The sequence below is a fragment of the Promicromonospora iranensis genome, from assembly GCF_028994775.1.
Taxonomy (GTDB): Bacteria; Actinomycetota; Actinomycetes; order Actinomycetales; family Cellulomonadaceae; genus Promicromonospora; species Promicromonospora iranensis_A.
This window is the reverse complement of record NZ_JAJQMN010000010.1, coordinates 232,661-250,655: the sequence shown is the minus strand read 5'-3', so window position 1 is coordinate 250,655 and position 17,995 is coordinate 232,661. Positions and strand designations below refer to the sequence as shown.

General features: G+C 70.3%; 10 protein-coding genes and 1 rRNA gene. 1 reads left to right on the top strand and 10 read right to left on the bottom strand.

Going from position 1 to position 17,995, the window contains the following annotated elements; translation table 11 throughout:
• Window positions 1-86, bottom strand: a 16S ribosomal RNA gene (locus tag LUU90_RS19820); the annotation flags it as partial.
• Between the two features lie 808 nt (window positions 87-894).
• Between LUU90_RS19820 and LUU90_RS19815 the strand changes: the two genes are divergently transcribed.
• On the top strand, window positions 895-1,560 hold the full coding sequence (locus LUU90_RS19815; RefSeq protein WP_275005570.1) for a GNAT family N-acetyltransferase: 666 nt from the start codon (window positions 895-897) through the stop codon (window positions 1,558-1,560).
• 82 nt (window positions 1,561-1,642) lie between these two features.
• Here LUU90_RS19815 and LUU90_RS19810 read toward each other — a convergent pair whose 3' ends face one another.
• The 9 genes from LUU90_RS19810 to LUU90_RS19770 all read right to left on the bottom strand — a co-directional run bounded on the left by LUU90_RS19810 (window position 1,643) and on the right by LUU90_RS19770 (window position 17,994).
• The gene (locus LUU90_RS19810) at window positions 1,643-2,656 is read right to left on the bottom strand and encodes a sugar phosphate isomerase/epimerase family protein (protein ID WP_275005569.1); all 1,014 of its coding nucleotides are present in this window, start codon (window positions 2,654-2,656) and stop codon (window positions 1,643-1,645) included.
• The gene (locus LUU90_RS19805; protein WP_275005567.1) at window positions 2,656-5,325 is read right to left on the bottom strand and encodes a PQQ-dependent sugar dehydrogenase; all 2,670 of its coding nucleotides are present in this window, start codon (window positions 5,323-5,325) and stop codon (window positions 2,656-2,658) included. Before LUU90_RS19805 ends, LUU90_RS19810 begins: the two co-directional genes overlap by 1 nt.
• Window positions 5,326-5,513: 188 nt before the next feature.
• Window positions 5,514-6,515 carry a sugar phosphate isomerase/epimerase family protein gene (locus LUU90_RS19800; RefSeq protein WP_275005565.1) on the bottom strand — a complete coding sequence of 334 codons (1,002 nt, stop codon included), beginning with the start codon at window positions 6,513-6,515 and terminating at the stop codon, window positions 5,514-5,516.
• A gap of 59 nt (window positions 6,516-6,574) precedes the next feature.
• Window positions 6,575-7,246 (bottom strand): hypothetical protein, encoded by a 672-nt coding sequence (locus tag LUU90_RS19795; RefSeq protein WP_275005564.1) that lies wholly within the window; start codon window positions 7,244-7,246, stop codon window positions 6,575-6,577.
• Window positions 7,247-7,356: 110 nt separating this feature from the next.
• Window positions 7,357-12,969 (bottom strand): ThuA domain-containing protein, encoded by a 5,613-nt coding sequence (locus LUU90_RS19790; protein WP_275005562.1) that lies wholly within the window; start codon window positions 12,967-12,969, stop codon window positions 7,357-7,359.
• Between the two features lie 122 nt (window positions 12,970-13,091).
• Window positions 13,092-14,270 carry a Gfo/Idh/MocA family protein gene (locus LUU90_RS19785; RefSeq protein WP_275005561.1) on the bottom strand — a complete coding sequence of 393 codons (1,179 nt, stop codon included), beginning with the start codon at window positions 14,268-14,270 and terminating at the stop codon, window positions 13,092-13,094.
• A 75-nt stretch (window positions 14,271-14,345) separates the two neighbouring features.
• A complete protein-coding gene (locus tag LUU90_RS19780) occupies window positions 14,346-15,401 on the bottom strand; it encodes a substrate-binding domain-containing protein (RefSeq protein ID WP_275005560.1) in 1,056 nt (351 codons plus the stop codon).
• Between the two features lie 80 nt (window positions 15,402-15,481).
• Complete coding sequence (locus tag LUU90_RS19775; protein ID WP_275005577.1) at window positions 15,482-16,420, bottom strand: ABC transporter permease; 939 nt, start codon at window positions 16,418-16,420, stop codon at window positions 15,482-15,484.
• Between the two features lie 35 nt (window positions 16,421-16,455).
• Window positions 16,456-17,994 (bottom strand): sugar ABC transporter ATP-binding protein, encoded by a 1,539-nt coding sequence (locus LUU90_RS19770; protein WP_275005559.1) that lies wholly within the window; start codon window positions 17,992-17,994, stop codon window positions 16,456-16,458.
• Between the last annotated feature and the right edge of the window lies 1 nt (window position 17,995).

The following is a 17,995-nucleotide window of genomic DNA, read 5'->3' as shown; positions in this document are numbered from 1 at the left end:
CAGCAAGCTGGGCTTCACCGTTCGACTTGCATGTGTTAAGCACGCCACCAGCGTTCGTCCTGAGCCAGGATCAAACTCTCCGTAAAAGAGAAACATCCACACCCACCCAAAAGGCGAGCGTGAACAATGATACCGGCCAGATACAAATCTGATGATTTGTGTCCGTCCAAACAACCCCTCGCGACAATGTAACCCCACCAACCGGACGGTCAGCAAAGCCACACCCGACAAGGGTTAAAACATTTGGCATTGACTATCAAGCACACTGTTGAGTTCTCAAACAACCGACGCACACCGTCAAAGTCGCAATCTTTCCGATCGCTTCCCTGTCCGGGGCAGTGCCTGTAACTTACCAGGCCCTTTCGGACTTTCCAAATCCTCGCCAGCCTCTCAGCCGGGAGAATTCTTCGATCATCCGAATCATTTCCGATTTCCGTAACTTACCAGATTCTTTCGGCCGATCAAATTCGCTTCCGTTCTCAGAACTGGAAGGAATTGCACCTGCCTGCCGAATTCGGCACCACATCCTGTTCCGGGGAACACAAAGTTCCCTGGTCCTACGATGTGGGTTTCAGCCCCGGCGCGGCCACCCTGCCGTTTCCGGCTGGTGTCCGTCTGCCCGTCGGGCTGACCTGGAGAACATTACACACGTTCCCCCGTGGACGCCACTTCGCTCGGAGTGGCCTGCGGCACACTGCGTTTCCGCAGGTCAGGGGCTGTTTTGAACATGTCATGACGGGCCCCCGGACGTCGCTTGTGACGGGGGACACGCCTACCGGTCTTCAGTGCCCCGCTCCAGCCCTCGACCAACCCTTCTTTGCCCCGCCCCGCACCGGCATTTTCCTGTCTGGGCACCCGGTGCAGTGCGGCGGCACCCAGTACTACGTTCGAGACGTGACATCCGAGCCCGAGGCGGAGCTTGCCGCCCCCACCCAAACCACCGACGAGGCCCCCACGGCGCCGGGCACCGCACCGGGTCCCGCAGGCCGGCCTCCGTCAGCCCCGGCGACGCGTCCCGGCGTCGTCCGCAGGGCTACCGCCGATGATGCGGCCGAGACCGCGTGGCTGGCCGCCCTCACCTTCCCGCTCGCCTGCCCGCCCGAGGCCGCACGCGCCGAGATGGCGACGCACATCGCGCAGAAGCTGAGCCCCCCGCACTTTCGCGACTGGGCCACCAGCGACCGGCACGCGCTCCTCGTGTACGACGACGGCGCACGACTGCTCGGCTACGCCCTCCTCGTCCTCGGCTCCCCGGAGGGCACGACCGAGGCCGCGACCGTCCGAGAGGCGAGCGGGCGCGAGGCTCCCTATGTCGAGCTGTCCAAGATCTACGTCCAGCCCGACGTGCAGGGTGGCGGCGTCGCCGGTGCGCTCATGCGGGCCGCCTCCGACGCGGCGGCCGAGCTCGGGCCCGGTCTGCCCTGCTGGCTGGGGACGAACGCCCAGAACCTGCGTGCCCAGGCCTTCTACCGGAAGCACGGATTCGAGGTGATCGGCCGGCGCACCTTCGTGGTGGGCGGTCTGGAGCACGACGACGTGGTGCTCCTCCGCACCCGTTAGCGAGGGCGGCGTCCGACGACGTGAGGGGTGTGGCCGACACCGGACGGCGTCGGCCACACCCCTCACTCAGCTGCTCGTGTGCTCAGCGGCGCTCGCCGCGCAGCGACCGGATCTCGACGTACGACCGCTCGGCGTTGCCGAACGAGTCGACCGGGAAGCCGGGCGCGGCCACCGAGGCGGCGTTGTCCTGCTCCCAGATGCCGTGCCGGCGGCCCGAGCCCGCGAGCGCCGACAGGAACTCGGTGTACGGCAGGTCGCCGGCCCCGAACTCCACGATGTCGTAGCCCCCCGTGTTCGCCGGGTTCGCGTCGCCGTCCTTGAGGTGCAGGAGCGGGTAGCGGTGCGGGTCACGCTTGACGTAGTCCACCGGCTCGAATCCCGGGTAGCGGTGCTTGCCCACGAACGCCCAGTAGACGTCCATCTCGAGGAAGACCTTCCTCGGGTCGGTGTTGTCGTAGAAGACGTCGTACAGGCGCACGTCCGGGTTGTCGGTGGCGAAGCTGAACTCGCCGTCGTGGTTGTGCTGGTAGAACTTCAGTCCGCGGGCGGACGCCGCCTCCCCGAAGCCGTTGAACTGCTCGGCCGCGGCGAGGTATCCGGCGACCGTGCGGTTGTTCGTGGGTGCCTGTGCGGTGCCCACGTGCTCCATGCCGAGGATCTCGGCGATGTCGAGCTCGCGCTCCATGTTGTTCGCGAAGTCGGCGATCCCGCGGTGCGAGCCGACGGCGCGCAGGCCGTTGTCGTCCAGCAGCTGCCGGATCTCCTCGGGCGTGATCGGGCCGACCTGGCCCTGCGTGTACCCGGCGAACTCGATCTCCGCGTACCCCATGTCGGCGAGCCGCTCGAACACGGTACGGAACCCGAGCGAGGAGACCTTGTCCCTGATCGAGTAGAGCTGGATGCCGATGTGGCCGGCGGGTACGAGCACCCGGCCCCGACCCGCGGTCGCCGCTCCGGTCGCCGCCGCGGGGGCGAGGGTCGAGGCGGCCGCGCTGCCGGCGAGGCCGGCACCGGCCAGCGTGGCCGCGCCGACGGCCACGGTGCCGCCGGCCAGCCTCAGGAAGTTCCTGCGGTTGACGTCAGTGCGTGATTCCATCACTGCTCTCCTTCGATCTGAGCGGCCCGGGTCGGGCCGGTCGAGCTCTGTGCTGCCGCCGGGGGCGTCCCCACGCCCGCGCCGACCATCGTCACCGCGTCGACGTCGAGCGTGCCGGCCGTGGTGAGGTACAGCGTCCCGGTGCCCTCGGGGGCGTCGAACGCCAGGGCGACGTCCTGCCACGCCTTGCCGGTCAGCTTGGCCGTCGCGAACGGCTTGGCCGTGGGCGAGCCCCAGCGGAGCTCGACCTTGCCCTTGCCCCGCACCGTCGCGGTCGCGCTGTCGATACCGGACAGGCTGACCCGCTCCAGGGCCAGCGAGTCGCGCTTGGTCAGGCCCGCCACGTAGGCGCCGGCCGAGGCTGCCTCGTCCTCGACCACCTCGGCGCCCTTGACCACTGCGTGCTCGGCCTCCTGCAGCTTGGGGTTCAGGCGCAGGGTGGCCTCGCCCTTGGCGGGCGGCAGGCCGTTGGCCCCGTTGTCGGTGTAGGTGACGACGACGGCGCCGTAGAGGTCCGCGCCGGGACCGTGCTCCGGGGAGTTCGGGTCCGTCGGGAAGACTCCCGTGCAGCCCGTGCCGGACACCTCGGGGTGCGCGTGCTCGTCATGGCCGAGCCCGTAGGACCATGCGACCCGGCTGCAGACCGTCTCGCTGCCGTCCTCGGCGTCCTGCGTGCTCACCTGGAACGGCACCGCGTCGCCCCACTCGAAGAACCCGCCGTCGGCCGGGAAGTCGATGGTGACCTCGGGTGCCTGGTTACCGACGCTGATCTCCTGCGAGGTGAGGGAGAACTTGGCGCGCGCGTCGGTGACCCGGAGGCGGGCCGTGTACACGTCGAGCTCGGTGTAGGTGTGGGTGGCCTGGACACCGGTGGCGTCGAACGAACCGTCACCGTCGAAGTCCCACTCGTACGTGAGTGTGTCGCCGTCAGGGTCGGTCGAGGCGGACGCGTCGAACGTGACCTCCACGGGCGCGGAGGACGACGACGAGGGGGTGGCCGTGAACCGCGCCTGGGGCGCCTTGTTGCCCTCCGCGTAGTCGATCCGGTACAGCCCGGAGTCCGGGTTCTGGCGGAAGAAGCCGTCACCGTACTCCAGGACGTACAGCGAGCCGTCCGGGCCGAACTCGAGGTCGATCGGGTTGTCGTTGCGGGGCATGCCCGCTGCCTCGAGCGCGGTGTTCGGGAAGAAGTCCTCGATCTCGCCGACCTCGAAGGTGGACCAGTCCACGCTGAACGCCGCGTAGTAGTCCTGGGAGAACTCGCCGAAGAACGCCTTGCCGTCCCAGTGCTCCGGGAACTTGCCGGGCGCCGTGCTCTCCGGGTCGTAGTGGTAGACCGGGCCGCCCATGGGGCCCTGCCCGCTACCCGAGCCGAAGTTCACGAGCTCGTCGCGCGGCTGCTGCCCGGGCTGGTCCCCGTAGTACAGGGTCGCCGCCCGCGACGGCGGGAGGTCGGTGAGGCCCGTGTTCCAGCGGGAGTTGTTCTGCGGCGCGTCGCAGTCGAAGAACTCGCGGGGCGTGGCCGTCGCGAAGTTCCACTCGTTGTAGGCCGCGTTCGGGCCGTGGCAGTACGGCCAGCCGGAGTTGTGCGGGTCGTCGAGGCCCACGGCGTTCCACTCCACGTAGCCCATCGGTCCGCGGTCGGGGTTCGCGGCGCCGGCGTCGGGCCCGTAGTCACCCCACGACAGCGAGCTCGTCTCCGGGTCCACCTCGATGCGGAACGGGTTGCGCACGCCCATGACGAAGATCTCCGGACGCGTGCCCTCCGTGCCCGGAGGGAACAGGTTCCCCTCGGGGATGTCGTACGTGCTGCCCTCGCCCGGCGGTGCGCCGGCCGGGATCTCGTCCCTCACGTCGATCCGCAGGATCTTGCCCCGAAGGTCGTTCGTGTTGCCCGCGCCGCGACGTGCGTCAAAGCCCGGGTTCATGTTCGGCGCGTCGTTGTTCGGGGCGTAGCCGCTGGCACCCGGGGTGCCGGCCGGGGTGTTGTCCCCGGTCGACAGGTAGAGGTTGCCCTCGGCGTCGAAGTCGATGTCGGCGCCGACGTGGCAGCACTGGCCACGCTGCACCTCGACGTCGAGGATCGGCTGCTCCGAGGCCGGGTCGAGGGCGTCACCCGTCCAGGTGAACTTCGACAGTCGGTTCACGCCCACCCAGCGGTCCCAGTAGCTCTCGTCCTCGCCCGCGGGCAGCGAGTTGGGCGCGTTGCCCGACGGCGTGTCCGCCGTACCGTCACCGTCGGCGTCCCGCGGGGCGTACACGAGGTAGACCTCGTTGCTCTCCGCGAAGTCCGGCGCGATGGCGATGCCCTGCAGCCCGTCCTCCGAGTTCGCGTACACGTCGAGGGTGTTGACCACCTTGGTGACGCCCGTGGCCGGGTCGGTCACGCGGATCTCGCCGTTGCGGGCCGTGTGGAGCACCCGCTTGTCGGGCAGCACCGCCATGTCGATGGGTTCACCGACGTCCTTGGTGAGCAGGACCTTCTCGTAGTTGCTCCAGTCGGTGTCGGCCGCCGCGGCGGCCTCGCCGTCCTGGGTCGCGGTGTCGTGACCCTCGTGGGCGGACGCCGCCGGCGTGGCCAGGAGTGCCGCACCGACCAGCGAGGTCGCGGCGAGCGCCGCCAGGGTCTTCTTTCGCCTCGCGCGGGCGCGAGTCTGGATACTGTTCATACGTGATGCAGCTCCTCTTCGAGTTCGTCACGCCGACCGGGCCTCGTCCGCATCCCATTCGTCCGGGGCCCGGTCCTGATGTCGCTCCGGCGCCGCGCTGCGCCGCCGGTCGTGCCTTGCCTAGCTGGTGGTACCTCCCTGCTCGGTGTGTCTGCCGCCGGCGTCGGTGACTGCGGCGGGTCGGGGCCTCAGCGGGTCGAGAACGCGGCGTCGAACGCGGCGTCGGGCGCGTCGTACGCGTGCGAGCGCACGAACTGGAGCGCCTCGGGCGCACCGACGAGGCGGTCCATGCCCGCGTCCTCCCACTCCACGGAGATCGGGCCGTCGTAGCCGATCGTGTTGAGCATCCGGAAGGCGTCCTCCCACGGGACGTCGCCGTGCCCGGTGGAGACGAAGTCCCAGCCGCGGCGGGGGTCCGCCCACGGCAGGTGCGAGCCCATGCGGCCGTTGCGGCCGTTCGTCATGCGCTTCTTCGTGTCCTTGCAGTCCACGTGGTAGATCCGGTCCTTGAAGTCCCAGAGGAAGCTGACCGGGTCGAGGTCCTGCCACACCATGTGGCTGGGGTCCCAGTTCAGGCCGAACGCCTCGCGGTGGCCGATCGCCTCGAGGGTCCGGACGGTGGTCCAGTAGTCGTACGCGATCTCGCTCGGGTGCACCTCGTGGGCGAACTTGACGCCCACCTCGTCGAACACGTCGAGGATCGGGTTCCAGCGGTCGGCGAAGTCCTGGTAGCCGGCCTCGATCGCGGCGTCCGACACGGGCGGGAACATCGCCACGTACTTCCAGATCGCCGAGCCGGTGAACCCGACGACCGTCTTGACGCCGAGCTTCGCGGCGAGCCGGGCGGTGTTCTTCATCTCCTCGGCGGCGCGCTGCCGTACGCCCTCGGGGTCGCCGTCGCCCCAGACGCGGTCGGAGACGATGTCGCGGTGCCGCTGGTCGATCGGGTCGTCACAGACCGCCTGGCCCTTGAGGTGGTTGGAGATCGCCCATACCTTCAGGCCGTGCCGCTCCAGCAGCTCCAGGCGGCCGGCGACGTACTCGTCGTCGTCCCAGCGCCACGGGTCCAGGTGGTCGCCCCAGCAGGCGAGCTCAAGGCCGTCGTAGCCCCACGACGCGGCGAGCCGCGCCACCTCCTCGAGCGGTAGATCGGCCCACTGGCCGGTGAACAGGGTGATCGGTCGTGCCATTTTTCTTTCCTCCTGTGCGTGACGATCCGGCGTCGCCGGTCGTGCCCTTCGGTCTTCGGTCACGTCCTGCGCCGGCGCAGGACGACGACGGCCGCCGCCCCTCCGGCGAGGACGAGCGCCCCCAGCACCCAGCCGGTCCAGGCGGGCACGCCGCTGGACGACGGCGACCCGTCGCCGGCCGCCGCGCCGGCGGCGTCCGCGCCGGTACCTGCGGCTCCTCGGCCGGACGGCTCTGCCTCGGACTCCGCCTCGGACTCTGCCGGCTCGGACCCTGCCTGCTCGGACCCTGCCTGCTCGGACCCTGCCTGCTCGGACCGTGCGGAGTCGGCTGCTTCGTCCTCGGACGGCGGGGCGGCCGGTGCGGCGACGTCGAGCTGCACCTCCACCTTCGCCTTCTTCGGTTCCGTCACCCGCGCGGTCACCGTCCAGTGCCCCGCGCCGAGCAGCTCGGGGTCGGAGCGGTACCAGCCGACCCCTTCGGACGCGGAGACGAGCGTGGCGGGGCCGACCTCGTCGCCGGTGTCCGAGACCGCGTGCACGACGACGACGGCCGACTCCTCGACCGGATGTCCGTCGCCCGCCCAGGTCAGCGCGGCGGAGACACCGCCGGCGCCATCGGTGCCGAGCTCGATGTCGACCTTGCCGCCGTGCGCGGCGGCCGGCGCCGTGGCGGCGACGGCGAGCCCGAGCGCCAGCGCGAGCGCCGCGCCGAGACTGGTGAACCGTTTCATGCTCGTTCCTCTCCGACTCACGGGGGCCCTGCGGTCACCAGCTCTGCCGCTGACCTCCGACCATGGTGCGACGGGGCGTGCACCGGTGGTCGGTGCACGCCCCAGCCCTGTCAGTCGCACCTCTCTTCGACGGTCGCGATGAGGTGTGCCTTGCCGGACGGGCTGAGCTCCCAGTCCCCGGCCGCCGTCAGCTCCGCACCGCGGGCAGGCGTGGCGACCACCCGGTAGTCACCCGGGGCGAGGTCGCCCAGGTCACGGACCTTGCCGTCCGCCTCGCCGTCGACCCAGCGGTGCACGACGTAGCTGCGCACCCCCGGCAGCTCGACCGGGTCGATCGAACCATCGGCGTCGCAGGTCGCGGCCACGACCACGACGTCCGGCGTGTTCGGGTCGGGGCACTCCGGATCCTCGAGCGTCACGAAGAGCACGGCGAGCCCGTTGTCCCGGACCTTCCAGTCGCCCTCGCCCACGAGCACGTACCCCTCGGCCGGGCGGGCCGCGACCCGGTACGTCCCCGGAGCCACGTCGTCCAGGTCCGCCACGAGGTCGCCGGCCGCGCCGTCGACCCACTCGCGCACCACGTACGAGCGCACGCCGGCCATCTCGGCCGGGACGAGCGCGCCCCCCGTGACGACCTCGGCCCCGGACGGCCCGTACGAGCACGTGGGCTGCACGACGTCGACCGCAGGCGTCGCCTCGGTGAGCTGCGGCTCGGCGATGGTGAACTCGAGGGTCTCGCCCACCACGGTCTCGCCGTCCACCGAGGCCCGCACCTGGACGGTGTGAGCGCCGGCCGCCGAGATCTCCAGCGGTGCCGTGTACTCGGCCCAGCCCCCGTCGTCGACGTTGACCTCCCGGTACACCTGCGCACCGTCCGGGCCCCCGGCCGTCTCCACCGTGACGGTCACCGGCCCGAGCCACTGCCCGTCCGGGCCGTCCGGTTCAGCCGGCGACAACGTACCCGTCACCTCGAGCGGCTCGGTGGCGTCCCCCGTCCGGAAGTGCTCGAACGTGGCCGTGGCCGCCGACTGCTGAGAGGCCCCGAGGGCGTACAGACCCACCCGGGCGTCCTCGAGCCCGTCGTGGGTCACCGGATCGGCGAGCGCCGTCCAGTCCTCGCCGTCGGCGCTGTACTCACCGGTGAAGGTCGACCCCTGCTTCGACAGCCGCAGGTGCCACACGCCCGATGTGAGGTCGTTCGCGTTCGGCTGCGGGTCCTGCACCACGGAGCCGACCTCGCTGCGCAGCTCGATGCGTTGCGCGACCGGGTCGCCCGCCGCGTTGTCGGTCACGAGGTCGAGCTTGACGTAGTTGTCGTCGTCCCCGTACACGATGAGACCGCCCTGCTGGTACTGCTGGTCGAAGTCCGACCCGTCCACCCGGGTCTCGACCGTCCAGTCGTCCTCCGGCAGGTCCTGCACGACGATGTTCGGCGTGCCGGTGTTGCTGCCCGTGTAGATGTCCGTGGCGGTCGTGTCGATCTCCAGCGCACCACCTGTCACCCGGTAGCCCGTGGGATCCTCCCGCACCACGTCCCAGCGGCAGCCGTCGAGGGTGTCCCCGTCGAACTCGTCCGCGGGCCCGGGGGTCCCGGCCGTGTCGTCCGGGGTGATGTGGAACCAGTCGAACTGCGCGTCCACCACGTCAGCCGCCGAGCCCGCACCCGCGAGCGCGAAGAGACCGATCCGCGCATCGGCGATGCCGTCGAGCGACTTGGTCTGCGGCATCGCCGTGAACTGGACGCCGTCGGCGGAGTACGAAGCCGTCAGGTCCTCGCCGTCGCTGCTCGCCAGTCGCACGTACACCGTGTCGGGGTATGCCTGACCGAGCGCGGCGGTGTTGGAGCCGCCGACCTCGTTCGGTGCGCCGGCCTCCTCACGGACGTACTGGAAGATGCGCGTCGCCGGGTCGGCAGGTGCCGAACGGCCCTGGATGACCATCTTCGCGTAGTTGTCCGCGTCCCCGTAGATCAACAGCCCCGCCTGCTGGTACTGCGCGTGGGCCGGGATGGTGACCTTGGCCGTCGCGGTGAACGGGCCGTCGGGCAGTTCCTGCAGGACGACGTTGGGCACGGTCGTGTTGTTCGTGCCGTAGAAGTCCGAGACGCTCGCCGGGATCGTGAGGACCCCGTCGGCGACCTGCAGATCCTGGTTGCGGTCCAGCACCGTCCAGCGGTCCGGGTCGAGCTCGTCACCGAGGAAGTCGTCCGACCGGCCCGCCAGGCAGGGCGTCGGCTCCGGAAGGGTTCCGGTGACCTCGACCATGACGTACTCGACGGCATAGGCGCCGCCCTCGTCGGTGACGCGTACCTGGAGCCGGTACGTGCCCGGCTCGTCGTAGGTGTGCTCGAAGGCGGACGTGCCGTCGACGAACCCGTCACCGAGTCCGGCGTCCCAGGCGTAGGTCAGGTCTCCGGTTCCGTCGGGGTCGGTGGCCTCGGCGGTGGCGGTCACGGTCAGCGGGGCGTCACCCGCGACCGGGTCGACCGTGAGCTCGACCTCCGGCCTCTCGTTGTCGGTGACCCCTCGGCCGTCGATCTCCATCCAGTTGGCGTTGACCCCGCCGGAGAGCAGGACGAAGTGCAGCGACCCCGAGCCCGACGGCACATCGGTCAGCTCGGTACGGGCGTCGACGTACTGCTGCCAGCCACCGGTGCTCGGCACCGTGATACGGCCGATCTCGGGACCGTCCGGCGCGTCCCAGCGCACCGAGATCTCCCCACCGGCGGCGCCGGAGGCCGCGCGCAACGAGATGGCGTCGACGCCGGCCAGGCCCACCGGCTCGTGGGCCCAGTAGTCACCGGGCTCGATGTACCCGATGTTCTGGCCGCCACCTGCGGTGTCACCTGTCTCCTCGACCTGGACACCCGGGGTGCCCGTACCGTCGCCGATGCCGTCCACCCGCCCGGTGCCGGTGAAGAACTCCGACTGGACCAGCTTGGGCTGCAGGACCTGCAGGTCGGTGGCCGTCAGCGGTGCGCCGGCCGCCCCGCCGTCGTCGGTGTAGAACGCCTCGATCACCCAGAAGATGTTCGCCTCGATGCCGTGGCCCTCGTCGCGGGCCGTCTGGATGACGCCCTCGCAGCCGGTCAGCTCGTCGAACGGGTGCGCGTGCGAGTCGTGGCCGAGCGAGGTGAACAGCGAGACGTCCTCACAGCTCACGTCGCCGTCGGGGTCTTCGACGTCGATCTCGTAGCGGACCTGGTCACCCCACTCGAAGAAACCACCGTTCTCGGGGAAGGTGATCGTCACCTCGGGGGCGATGTTGCCGACCACGATCGTCACGTTCGCCACGCCGGTCTGCCCGGCGGCGTCGGTGGCGACGAGCTGGGCGGTGTAGCGGCCGTTCTCCGTGTAGGTATGGGTCGGGTTCGCCTCGGTGCTCGGCTCCGAGCCGTCGCCGAAGGTCCACTGCAACGTGATCGGTTCCCCGGCCGGGTGCCGGGTACCTTCCGACGAGAACTGCACGGTCAGCGGGGCGAGGCCGTCGGTCACGTCGGCCGAGGCCTGCGCGACCGGTGCCGGCTCACCCTTGACGTAGTTGACCCGGTACACGCCCGAGCTGTCGTTGTTCCCACCGAAGCCAGAACCCCAGTCGACGACGTAGAGCGCGCCGTCGGGCCCGAAGTCGAAGTCCATCGGCCGGTCGAACCCGGCCTCCGGGTCGAAGATGCCCGGCAGGGCCCGGTTGATGTCCACGAGGTCGTCTCGCTGCTCGCCGGCCAGCTGGAACGAGTACATCCGCCCCTGGTTCCACTCACCGAACAGCGCCTTGCCGTCCCAGTAGGCCGGCCACTTGACGTCGGACTCCAGGTCCGGGTCGTAGGAGTACACCGGGCCGCCCATCGGTGCGCCACCGCCGCCGATCTCGGGGAACAGCGGGTTGGTCGCGTACCCGTACCAGACCTCCGCCTCCACGGCGGGCGGCAGCTGGGTGATGCCGGTGTTGTTCGGGGAGTCGTTCACCGGACCGCCGGCGCAGTCGAACGCCGCACCGGACTGCCCGGTGGCGAAGTCGTAGGCGCGGTAGTCGGCATTCGCTCCCGTGCAGTACGGCCACCCGTAGAAACCGGGCTCGCTCACGACGTTCCACTCCACCGTGCCGGCCGGCCCACGGGCCGCGCTCGCCGAGCCGGCGTCCGGGCCGTAGTCGGCCACGAGCACGTTGCCGGTCGCCGGGTCGACGCCGATCCGGAACGGGTTGCGGAAGCCCATCGCGTAGATCTCGGGCAGCGTGTCCTCCTCCCCCGGGGCGAACATGTTCCCCTCGGGAACCGTGTACGAGCCGTCGTCCTGAGGGGTGATCCGCAGCACCTTGCCGCGCAGGTCGTTGCTGTTGGCCGACGTGCGCTGGGAGTCGTAGTTCGCCCGCCCGGCCCGCTCGTCCACCGGCGAGTAGCCCTGCGACTCGAACGGGTTCGTGTTGTCACCGGTGGCCACGTACAGGTTGCCGTCGGCGTCGAACACCATGTCACCACCCGCGTGGCAGCACGTCTGACGCTGCGTCGGGATGACGAGGACGGTCTCCTCGGTGGCCGGGTCGATCGTGCCGGCTGCGGCGTCGTACTCGAAACGCGAGACCCGGTTGTGCGGGCCGTCGTCACCGACGTCCTGCGGTGACCAGAACAGGTACACCCAGCCGTTCGACGCGAAGTCCGGGTCGAGCACGATGCCGGTCAGCCCGTCCTCGTTCGACTGGGTCACGGACAACGTCACCGCGGTGCTCGTGGTGCTCGACTCGGGATCGATCACCTGGACGCGGCCGTCGCGCTCGACGTAGAAGACGGTGCCGTCGTCGGCCACGTCCAGCATCATCGGGTTCGAGGTGTCCTCGTCGAGCGGCACCATCTCGTAGCTGTCGCTCTGCGTCGCGGCGCAGTCGGAGTCGACGACCCCGGCCGCGGTCTGCAGCCCGCCCAGGAGGTGCTCGAGGAACTCCGGTTCGGTGTACGAGGCGTCGGTGTGCCCGCCACCCGTGTACCAGGACCGGCCCCCGTCGTAGTCGTGGCACCAGGCGATCGGGTGCTCCGCGCCCATCGCGCCCGTCCCGGCGGCGTAGGTGGACTCGTCCAGCGAGGCGAGGACGTGCACCTCGTCGCGGGGGTTGGTGCGGAAGTTGTACCACTCGTCGTGGCGGTCCCAGCGGTCGGGGAGGTGCGCGGTGGACTCGTGCGCGTGGTCCTCGACCTTGATGGTGGCGTCCTGGTTCTGCGGGTGGGAGTTGAAGTAGGCCCCCACCAGCTCGCCGTACCAGGGCCAGTCGTACTCCGTGTCGGAGGCCGCGTGGATGCCGGCGTAGCCGCCGCCACCCTGGATGTACCGCTCGAACGCGGCCTGCTGCTCGCCGCTGAGCACGTCACCCGTCGTGGACAGGAAGACGACCACCTCGTAGTCGGCGAGGCCCTCGTCGGTGAAGACGCCGGCGTCCTCGGTGGCGGTGACCGTGAAGTCGTTCGCCGCGCCGAGCTCCGTGATCGCCGCGACGCCTGCGGGGATCGAGCCGTGCCGAAAGCCCGCCGTCTTCGAGAAGACGAGGGCGTCGAAGGGTTCGGCTGCCGCGTCACCAGGTGCGGCGGCCGCCCCGATGCCGGGCAGTGCGACCGGTTCCGGCGCCGCGGCCGGCTGTGCGGCCGACGTCAGCGCTACGGGGATACCAAGAGCGGTCACGGCGGCTGCCACGACCACCGACCGCAGAACGCGGCGGGCTCGTTGCACGTTTCTCACCTGGAGCTCCTCATTGAGTCGGGTCAGTACTAGTGCGGTGCAGGTGCTACTGCTACTGCTACTGCTGTGGTGCGGGTGGTGCTCAGGGCAGTGCGGTCACCGCACCGCCCTGAGCCCGGAACTCAGACGAGCGACACCCACCCTCCGCCGCCGGCTGCGCTGCGCTCGACCGCGTCCAGCACGCGCTGGACCGCCAGGCCGTCACTGAACGACGGCGTCGGCTGCCGCCCGGCGGCCAGGTCGCCCATCAGATCGACGACCTGGTGCGTGAACGCGTGCTCGTACCCGAGGCCGTGGCCCGGCGGCCACCAGGCGCCGCCGTACGGGTGCTCCGGCTCGGTCACGACGATGCGGCGGAAGCCCGCCGTCGCCGCGTCGTCCGCCGCGTCGAAGAAGTGCAGGAGGTTCATGTCCTCGAAGTCGAACGCGAGCGAACCCTTCGAGCCGTTGATCTCCAGCCGGATCGCGTTCTTGCGGCCCCAGGCGAACCGGGTCGCCTCGAAGGTCGCCAGCCCGCCGCCGGACATCCGCCCGAGGAAGACCGCGGCGTCGTCCACCGTGACCTTGCCCGTACGGCCGCCGTCGGCCACACCGGACAGGCCCGAGGACGACGACGCCTCCGGGCGCTCGTGCACGAACGTCTCGAGCAGGCCGCTCACCCCGGTGAGCGACTCACCCGTGACGTACTGCGCGAGGTCCACCACGTGGGCACCGATGTCACCCAGCGCGCCGGAACCCGCCTTCTGCTTGTCGAGACGCCAGGACATCGGCGCCTGCGGGTCGGCGATCCAGTCCTGCAGGTACTGCGCGCGCACGTGCCGGACCTGGCCGATGCGCCCTTGCTCGACCAGCTGCCGGGCCAGGGCGATGGCGGGCACGCGGCGGTAGGTGAAACCCACCATCGCGCGCACACCCCGCTCCGCGGCGGCCTCGGCCGCCGCGACCATCGTCTCCGCCTCGGCCACGCTGTTGGCCAGCGGCTTCTCGCACAGGACGTGCTTGCCCGCCTCCAGCGCCGCCACTGCGATCTCGGCGTGCGTGTCACCGGGCGTACAGACGTCGATCAGCCCGATGTCATCCCGCTTCAGCAGGTCCTTCCAGCCGACGACCGCCTCGTCCCAGCCCAGCTTGTCGGCCGCCGCACGGACCGCGGCCTCGTCCCGCCCCGCCACCGCGCGCATGCGCGGTGCCAGGGCCAGGTCGAAGAACCGCGGCGCCGTGCGCCAGGCCTGCGAGTGTGCCGACCCCATGAACGCGTAGCCGACCATGCCGACCCCGAGCTCGCTCTTACCGCTACTCATACCGCGCCTCCCGCCACTGTTGTCTCACCGCCGTGTCGCACACCCGAGCGGGCGTCGTCCTGATGCGTCACCGCGTCAGGAATCGAAGCCGATGGGCAGGTACTCCTCGACGTTGTCCGCCGTGACGACGGGCGCGAAGAGCTGGACGGTGCGCGGCACGCCGATCGACGCGAGGTCGCCGATGGTCTTGTTCTGCGCGATCAGGCGGGCGAGCTTGACGCCGTCCGCGGCCTGGGTGGAGGGGTAGATGACCGTCGCCTGCACCACGCTGTCGCCGGACTGGATCTCTTCCATCATGTCGCTCGACCCCGCACCGCCGACCAGGAAGAACTCGTCGCGGCCGGCGTTCTCGATGGCCGCGAGCACGCCGATGCCCTGGTCGTCGTCGTGGTTCCAGATCGCGTCGATCTCGGGCTCGGCGGACAGCAGGTTCGCCGTGGCCTCCTCGCCGCCCGCGACCGTGAAGTCGGCGGCGACGCGGGCGTCGACGTCGAGGCCGCAGTCCTCCAGCGCGTCCTTGAAGCCGTTGCTACGGTCCGTCGTCAGCGGCAGGGCGTCGATCCCGGCGATCTCCGCGACCACGGCGTCCGGGTTGTCACCCAGCTGCTCGCAGATGTAGGTGCCGGCGCTCACGCCCATGCCGTAGTTGTCACCCAGCACCGTGGTGCGGGCGGCGAAGGGGCTGGTGAACTCGCGGTCCACGTTGATGACCGGGATACCGGCCTCCATCGCCTCGAGCGCCACCTCGGTGAGCGCGGCGCCGTCGAACGGCAGCAGGACGATGGCATCCACCTCGTCGGTGATGAAGCCCTCGATCTGGCTGATCTGCACGTTGACGTCGTTCGTGCCCTCCGCGACGCGGAGCTCCACGTCCTCGTACTTCTCGGCCTCGGCCTCGGCCGCCGCGGTGATGGCGCCCATCCACCCGTGGTCGGCGGCCGGAGCGGAGAAGCCGATGACGACCTCGTCGCCGGGCTCGTCGTTCTCCGTCGTGGTGACGGGGCCGGCCGCGGCCGTCTCCTCGTCACGGGGCTCGTTGCTGACGCAGCCGGTGACGACGAGCGCGGCACAGGCCGCCGCGATGAAGGCGCCGGAAACCCTGCGCGTGCGTACTGCTGTGGACGAAGTCATGGTGATCTCCCTTGATCCGGGGTGTAGCTACTGGGTTGACTGAAAGGTGTCGGGGTAGGCGGCCGTCCCGCGGCCGCGGCTCAGGTGCTCGTCGACTTCTCGCGCGCGGCGAACCACTGCTGCAGGAGCACGGCGCCCACGATGATCGCGCCCTTGGCGATCGCCTGGACCGAGCTGTCGATGTTGTTGAGGATGAACACGTTGGTGAGCGTCGAGAAGATGAGCACGCCCAGCACGGTGCCGGTGATGGTGCCGCGGCCGCCGGCCAGCAGCGTGCCACCGACCACGACCGCCGCGATGACGTCCAGCTCGAGGAGCGTCCCGGTCGTCGAGGAACCGGCCGTGGTGCGGGCCAGCATCATCACGGCACCGATACCCGCGGTGAGGCCCGTCAGCCCGTACAGGTAGAGCGTGTGGCGCTTGATCTTGATGCCGGCGAGGCGCGCGGCCTCCGGGTTGCCGCCCACCGCGACGGTGCGTCGACCGAAGGTGGTGCGGTTCAGCAGGAACCAGCCCGCGGCCGCGACCACGACGAAGATCCACACGATCACCGGCAGGCCGAGCAGGTCGGCGCGGAAGACGTCGAGGAACGGGTCCACCTCGACACGCTGCGTCTGCCGGCCGGCGATGAGCTCGGCGAGGCCCTTGGCCGCGGCCAGCATGGCGAGGGTGGCCATGAAGGCCGGTACCTTGCCGTACGCGACGAGGGCGCCGTTGATCAGGCCCGCCGCCAGGCCGACCGCCAGCGCGGTGACCACCATGACCCACCAGCCGTAGTCCTCGGCCATGTACTGGGTGGACAGTGTGGAGGCCCAGACGGTGGCCAGACCGAGCACCGAGCCGACCGAGAGGTCGATGCCACCGGCGGTGATGACGAACGTCATGCCGATGCTGACCACCCCGGTCACCGCAGCGAGGCTGAGGATCGTGGTGATGTTGCCGGCGCTGGCGAACCGTCCACCTGTGGTGGCGATCCCGACGACGCACAGCAGGATCAGGGCGAGCACGAGGCCCCCCATTCGCAGGGCCGGCCCTGACAGGGCCGATCGTCCGCTCACGAGACACTTCCTTCCATGACCAGGTCGAGCACTCGGTGCTCGTCGATGTCGTCGGCCGGGCTGTCGTGAACAGTCCGGCCGTCAGAGATGACCAGAACCCGGTCTGCCAGGCCCAGTACTTCGGGGATCTCGCTGGAGACGACGATGACTGCGGCGCCGTCGTCGGCCAGCCTGCGGATCAGGTTGTAGATCTCGGAGCGCGCTCCCACGTCGACGCCCCGGGTGGGCTCGTCGAGCAGCAGGACACGGCATCCGTGCACGAGCCAGCGGGCGAGCAGCGCCTTCTGCTGGTTGCCGCCCGAGAGCGTGCGCGCCTCGCGGTCCACGGAGGCGGGCCGCAGCTCGAGTGCCTCGACCTGCTCGCGCGCCGCGGCACGCTCCGCTCCCTCGTCGAGCCAGCCGCCGTGCGCCAGGCGCGCGAAGGAGGACAGGGTGATGTTCCGGTAGACGGGCTCGTCCAGGAGCAGGCCCTGGCTCTTGCGCTCCTCGGGGCACAGACCCATGCCCGCGGCGACCGCCGCGTGCACACCGGGTCGTAGGCGCTTGCCGCCCATCCGCACGGTGCCCGACGTCGCCCGCCGGGCGCCGTAGATCGTCTCCAGGATCTCGGAGCGGCCGGAGCCGACGAGGCCCGCCAGGCCGACGATCTCGCCCGCCCGCACGGTCAGGGAGACGTCGGAGAAGACGTCGCCGAGCCCGAGGTCGCTGACCTCGAGAACCGGCGCGGCGTCCTCGGGGACGCCGGGACGCTTCGGGAACGAGTACTCGACCGCGCGACCCGTCATGAGCTTGATCAGCTCGTCCGTCGGCGTGTCCGCCACGGACAGGCTCGTCGCGACCGTGCGGCCGTCCTTGATCACCGTGATGCGGTGACCGAGCTGGCGGATCTCCTCGAGCCGGTGCGAGATGTAGATGACGGCGACACCGTCGGCGGTGAGCTCACGCACGATCCGGTGGAGGTTCTCGACCTCCTCGGAGTCCAGCACGGCGGACGGCTCGTCCATGACGACCACGCGCGCGTCCCGGGACAGCGCACGGGCCAGCGAGACGATCTGCTTGCCGGCCGCCGGCAGGCTGCCCACCTCGCGGTGCGGCGAGATCTCCGGGTGGCCGAGCCGCTTCAGGATCTCCCGGGTGTTCCGGGCCGCGTCGGACCGGCGGGTGACGCCGCCCCGTGCGAGCTCGTGCCCGAGGTAGATGTTCTCGGCGACGGTGAGCCCGTCGACGACATCCAGCTCCTGGTAGATCGTCGCGATGCCGAGACCGAGGGCCGCGACCGGATCCGGGATGGTCACCGGTTCGCCGTCGAGCAGCACCTCACCCGCCGTGGGCTGGTGCGCACCGGCCAAGACCTTGATCAGGGTGGACTTGCCAGCCCCGTTCTGACCCAGCAGGCAGTGCACCTCGCCCGGGCGGACCTCGAGGTCCACGCCGTCGAGTGCCCGCGCGCCGGGGAACTCCTTCACGATGCCACGCATCTGCAGCAGGGGCTGCTGCGCCCGTTGCTCTGCCCCAGGGGGGTCCACGTCGACCATG

What these genes read in the sequence shown, in the direction of transcription:
- LUU90_RS19780 (WP_275005560.1), bottom strand. Translation starts at nt 15,401, where the DNA reads ATGACTTCGTCCACAGCAGTACGCACGCGCAGGGTTTCCGGCGCCTTC.
- LUU90_RS19800 (WP_275005565.1), bottom strand. Translation starts at nt 6,515, where the DNA reads ATGGCACGACCGATCACCCTGTTCACCGGCCAGTGGGCCGATCTACCG.
- LUU90_RS19770 (WP_275005559.1), bottom strand. Translation starts at nt 17,994, where the DNA reads ATGGTCGACGTGGACCCCCCTGGGGCAGAGCAACGGGCGCAGCAGCCC.
- LUU90_RS19775 (WP_275005577.1), bottom strand. Translation starts at nt 16,420, where the DNA reads ATGGGGGGCCTCGTGCTCGCCCTGATCCTGCTGTGCGTCGTCGGGATC.
- LUU90_RS19785 (WP_275005561.1), bottom strand. Translation starts at nt 14,270, where the DNA reads ATGAGTAGCGGTAAGAGCGAGCTCGGGGTCGGCATGGTCGGCTACGCG.
- LUU90_RS19805 (WP_275005567.1), bottom strand. Translation starts at nt 5,325, where the DNA reads ATGAACAGTATCCAGACTCGCGCCCGCGCGAGGCGAAAGAAGACCCTG.
- LUU90_RS19795 (WP_275005564.1), bottom strand. Translation starts at nt 7,246, where the DNA reads ATGAAACGGTTCACCAGTCTCGGCGCGGCGCTCGCGCTGGCGCTCGGG.
- LUU90_RS19810 (WP_275005569.1), bottom strand. Translation starts at nt 2,656, where the DNA reads ATGGAATCACGCACTGACGTCAACCGCAGGAACTTCCTGAGGCTGGCC.